The 4,416-nt window shown below is 62.3% G+C and carries 3 protein-coding genes; 1 reads left to right on the top strand and 2 read right to left on the bottom strand.

The genetic code is table 11. From position 1 onward, the window contains the following. The first annotated feature begins 264 nt into the window (after positions 1–264). The gene (locus GM910_RS26720) at positions 265–2,556 is read left to right on the top strand and encodes a Tex family protein (RefSeq protein WP_159593909.1); all 2,292 of its coding nucleotides are present in this window, start codon (positions 265–267) and stop codon (positions 2,554–2,556) included. Between the two features lie 635 nt (positions 2,557–3,191). Here the strand turns inward: GM910_RS26720 and GM910_RS26715 are convergent. Together GM910_RS26715 and GM910_RS26710 are read right to left on the bottom strand one after the other, a co-directional pair. Continuing rightward, the gene (locus tag GM910_RS26715; RefSeq protein ID WP_159593907.1) at positions 3,192–3,908 is read right to left on the bottom strand and encodes a DUF899 domain-containing protein; all 717 of its coding nucleotides are present in this window, start codon (positions 3,906–3,908) and stop codon (positions 3,192–3,194) included. Further along, a complete protein-coding gene (locus tag GM910_RS26710) occupies positions 3,880–4,203 on the bottom strand; it encodes a hypothetical protein (protein WP_246226402.1) in 324 nt (107 codons plus the stop codon). Before GM910_RS26710 ends, GM910_RS26715 begins: the two co-directional genes overlap by 29 nt. Between the last annotated feature and the right edge of the window lie 213 nt (positions 4,204–4,416).

The raw sequence follows: 4,416 nt of genomic DNA, 5'->3' as shown, positions 1-4,416 counted from the left end.
GGTGGCTGGCTATGGTGGCTGGAGGGCAGACGGCAGCTACGGGGTTGAGAGCCGGCTTTGCCTCTACTCAGTTCTGGGCGCATTGCTGACGGCGTCGGGGCTGGAAACAGTCTACTAGCTCCCGGGCGGCATCAGCATTCTTCGATCTCGCTGTGGGCACTAAGCCTGCCGCCATTCTCACAATTGAGGAAATCGTCCCGCGCTGGGTGTGATCTTCGACCCGAGGCGACTATGGTCGCCCCAGCCGAACCAAGAAGTAGATTCATGTCCCAACTCGACACCCGCATTGCCGCCCAGATCGCCACCGAAGTCGCCGCCCGCCCCAATCAGGTGCACGCTGCCGTGGAACTGCTCGATGGCGGCGCGACGGTGCCGTTCATCGCGCGCTACCGCAAGGAAGTTACCGGCGGGTTGGATGATACGCAGTTGCGCCTGCTGGCCGAGCGGCTAACCTATCTGCGCGAGCTGGAATCCCGCCGCGCTGCGATCCTCAAATCCGTCGACGAGCAGGGCAAGCTCACCCCCGACCTCACAGCCTCCTTCATCGGCGCCGCCACCAAGGCCGAGCTCGAAGACCTCTATCTGCCGTTCAAGCCCAAGCGCCGCACTAAGGCCGAAATTGCCCGCGAGCGCGGTCTGGGCCCGCTGGCCGAAGGCATCCTTGCCAATCGCAGCGCCGATCCTGTGCTGCTCGCCGAAGGCTACATCACCCAAGAAGTGCCCGGCACCAAGGAAGCGCTCGAAGGCGCGCGCGACATCGTCGTCGAGGGCCTGTCGGAAAACGCCACCCTGCTCGGCCAGCTCCGCGCCTATATGCGCGACAACGCCATGCTCAGCGCCAAGGTGCTCAAGGGCAAGGAAGAAGGCGGTGCCAAGTTCTCCGACTACTTCGCCCATTCGGAACGCTGGAACAAGGTCGCCGGCCACCGCGCCCTCGCCATGATGCGCGGCCGCGACGAAGACTTCCTCAGCCTCGATATCGAGGTGGATGCCCACGTCACCGATCCGATCAAACCCGTCGAGTGCCTCGTCACTGGCGCGCTCAATGCCCAAGGCAATGGCGCTGGCGACAAATGGCTGCGCGAGGTCGCCGGCTGGGCTTGGCGGACGCGCCTCCGCGTCTCGCTCTCCATCGACCTGATGGTCGAACTGCGCGAGCGCGCCGAGGTCGAGGCCATCGGCGTTTTCGCCCGCAATCTCAAGGACCTGCTGCTGGCGGCCCCCGCTGGCGCCCGCGCCACCATGGGACTCGATCCCGGCATCCGCACCGGCGTCAAGGTCGCGGTCATCGACGCCACCGGCAAGGTGCTCGATACAGAGACCATCTACCCCTTCCCGCCCCGCAACGACGTGATGGGATCCCAGGCAGCCATTCAGGCGCTCATCAAGAAGCATGGCGTGCAGCTCATCGCCATCGGCAATGGCACCGGCAGCCGCGAAACCGAAAAGCTGGTCGCCGACCTCATCGAGCGCTTACCCGCGCCCAAGCCGACCAAGGTCATCGTCTCCGAGGCCGGCGCGTCGGTCTATTCCGCTTCTGAGCTGGCCGCGGCCGAGTTCCCCAATCTCGACGTGTCACTGCGTGGCGCTGTCTCCATCGCCCGCCGTTTGCAGGACCCTCTGGCCGAACTGGTCAAGATTGAGCCCAAGGCGATCGGCGTTGGCCAGTATCAGCACGACGTCGACCAATACCGCCTTAGCCGCTCGCTCGACGCCGTGGTCGAAGACGCGGTAAACGCCGTGGGCGTGGACCTCAACACAGCCTCCGCCCCGCTGCTCGCGCGCATCTCGGGTCTTGGCCCGTCCGTGGCCGAAGCCATCGTCACTCACCGCGACGCCAATGGCCCGTTCGTCTCCCGCAAAGCGTTGCTCGAAGTGCCGCGCCTCGGCCAACGCACCTTCGAACAGAGCGCCGGATTCCTGCGCATCACCGACGGCACCGAGCCGCTCGACGCATCCTCAGTGCACCCTGAAGCTTATGGTCTGGCTCGCAGGATCGTCGCCGCCTGCGGGCGCGATCTCCGTACCATCATGGGCGACAAGTCGGCCCTGTCAGGCCTCGATCCGAAGAGCTTCGTCGATGACCGCTTCGGGCTGCCGACTGTGCGCGACATCCTCTCGGAGCTCGAAAAGCCGGGGCGCGACCCCCGCCCCTCCTTCAAGACCGCGACATTTGCCGACGGCGTGGACGATATCAAACACCTTAAGCCCGGCATGATGCTGGAAGGCACCGTCACGAACGTCGCCGCCTTTGGTGCATTCGTCGATATCGGCGTGCATCAGGACGGGCTGGTGCACGTCTCCCAGCTGGCCGACAGATTCGTCAAAGATCCCCACGAAGTCGTCAACGCGGGCGACGTGGTCAAGGTTCGCGTCGTGGAAGTCGACGTGGCGCGCAAGCGCATCGGCCTCACAATGCGCAAGGAAATCGAAGACACCACCCCGCGTGAACGCGACCAGCCCCTCCGCACCAACCAGCGCGCACCCCAGGAAGCTCCCCGCAGCACCGGCTCCCTGGGCGACATGCTCAATGAAGCCATGCGCAAGAAAAGGTAGCGCGCATAGACAATCGTGCGAGATATCCAGACATCTGTCAGGTCAGGTGGATTTGTGAGGCTCTCGGCATATCTGGCTCGATGCGCTTCGCGACGATGGACCCTGCGTTAGGCAATTGCTCCAGCCAGGCAGACTTGCAGCCGTGTCTTCCATAGTGGCTGCTTTTAGGAAACCACGAAAGTAACTTGAGCGTCTGGGCGCTTGCCGACCGGCTGCTACTCGACGAGAATGGGCCGGAAGCAGACTGGCAGTTTTGGGGCGGCTTCTCCGCAAAGCTGCCAGTCGTGAGCTTGACTCAAATAAGGCTCGTGGATCGTGCTCGTGTCGATGGGACAATGAGATTCTCGATTAAGTTGCACCGTCGCATGACCCGTCAAAAATCCAGGCTTTCAAAGTCATTGGCGGCCGTTCGTGCTCTCAGCCCTATTTGACATTGAGCCTTCGTGGACGGCGTGTGTGCTAATTTCACCGGACTCAATGCTGGCCGTGCGGCCGGACGCGGCTCATGATTCGTTCTGCCTCGTTGCAACTACTGGGCGCGAGTCCGAGCTAGTGTTTCACAAAAACGAAAGGCAAATTGCCGGGACGCCGGTGGGCCCCGGCAATTACTTCATTCCTCGTTTGCTATCTGGGCGTCATTCCACCGCTCCCCGGGGTGGCTGCACGTAGCGATCGTGGTGGCGCACCCAGTCCATTCCCTCGGCCTCGTTGCGCCCCTTCGGTGCGAGGTCGAGCATAGCGTAGGTGCCCATCATCACCTCCACACCGCGGCCGAAAGCGGAATAGGTGTGAAAAACATTGCCAGCTTCGTCCTTGAAAAAGGCGCTCACGCCAGGCCATTCCTCGCCAGTCTCCCGCCATTCGCCGAAGTTATAGTCGATGTGGCCAGTGGCAACCTCCTCGGACGTGAAACTGACCCGGAAATCGTAGTTGAACGGGTTGCCGTTCGAGGACACCCACCTGAACTGCCAGCCCATGCGGTTGCGAAAGCGCTCGATCTCGACAAGCGGCGCGCGCGAGACGGCGATCATCGTGACGTCGTGGTTTGCCAGATGCATATTCATGCCGTCGGTGTGGTCGGCCATGAAGGAGCAGCTTGGGCAGCCTTGCTTCCATCCCGGCGCGAACATGAAATGTTGTACCAGAAGCTGCGATCGACCGTCGAAGAGATCGGCGAGCGTGCGCGGGCCATCGAGCGTATCAAACACGTATTCTTTGTCGATGCGCACCCATGGTAAGGCGCGCCGCTCTCGGGCGACCTTGTCGTGAAGATGCGTGAGTTCCTTCTCCGCCTTCAGGAGGACCCTGCGGGCCGTCAGCCAGTCATCGCGTGAAGCAACAGCGTGTTGCATTGTCAGTCTCCTCTGGTTTGAGTGATGGGGGTGTTGCGGCGCTGCGAACGGTTGAAAGGAGCTTCAGCCACGGTGATAGCTGAAAGAAGCTCATCAGAAAGTACATCAGGACCATGTCGTTGATTGGCACGAACGCTGATGCGGCAGAGCATATTGTCATGCCCGGCGAGCCGACGGCGGAAATCCAGGCCATCAGTGCGAAGATCGGAGCGGCGGCGAGCCCGAGCCAGCCGACCATATCGACCACCGGCCCGAGCAGCGAATGGGCCTTCCCTGTTGCTGCAAACATCGTCATTTCCGGTCCTCCGGTCGAATTCGCCGTTTCCAACGCTTGCGACACGAAGATGCTATCGCGGGCGAAGGGCTGGGTGGGAGTTACAAGTGTGACGGGATTTCAATGAGGGGCCGTAAGCAGATCGGCATCTGTGGACGCCCCTTCGGACGCAAGCAGTTTTTGGCGGTAGGCACGATGTCGGATGCTGCCATCTGTCCGGCCTCCTGATGCAGC

It is taken from the genome of Chelativorans xinjiangensis (assembly GCF_009812055.1).
In the GTDB taxonomy this organism is placed as follows: Bacteria; Pseudomonadota; Alphaproteobacteria; order Rhizobiales; family Rhizobiaceae; genus Chelativorans; species Chelativorans xinjiangense.
This window is presented reverse-complemented; position numbering and strand designations above follow the sequence as displayed.

Excerpts from the sequence above, each read along its gene's own strand:
- GM910_RS26720 (WP_159593909.1), top strand. The coding sequence starts at position 265 with ATGTCCCAACTCGACACCCGCATTGCCGCCCAGATCGCCACCGAAGTC.
- GM910_RS26715 (WP_159593907.1), bottom strand. The coding sequence starts at position 3,908 with ATGCAACACGCTGTTGCTTCACGCGATGACTGGCTGACGGCCCGCAGG.
- GM910_RS26710 (WP_246226402.1), bottom strand. The coding sequence starts at position 4,203 with ATGACGATGTTTGCAGCAACAGGGAAGGCCCATTCGCTGCTCGGGCCG.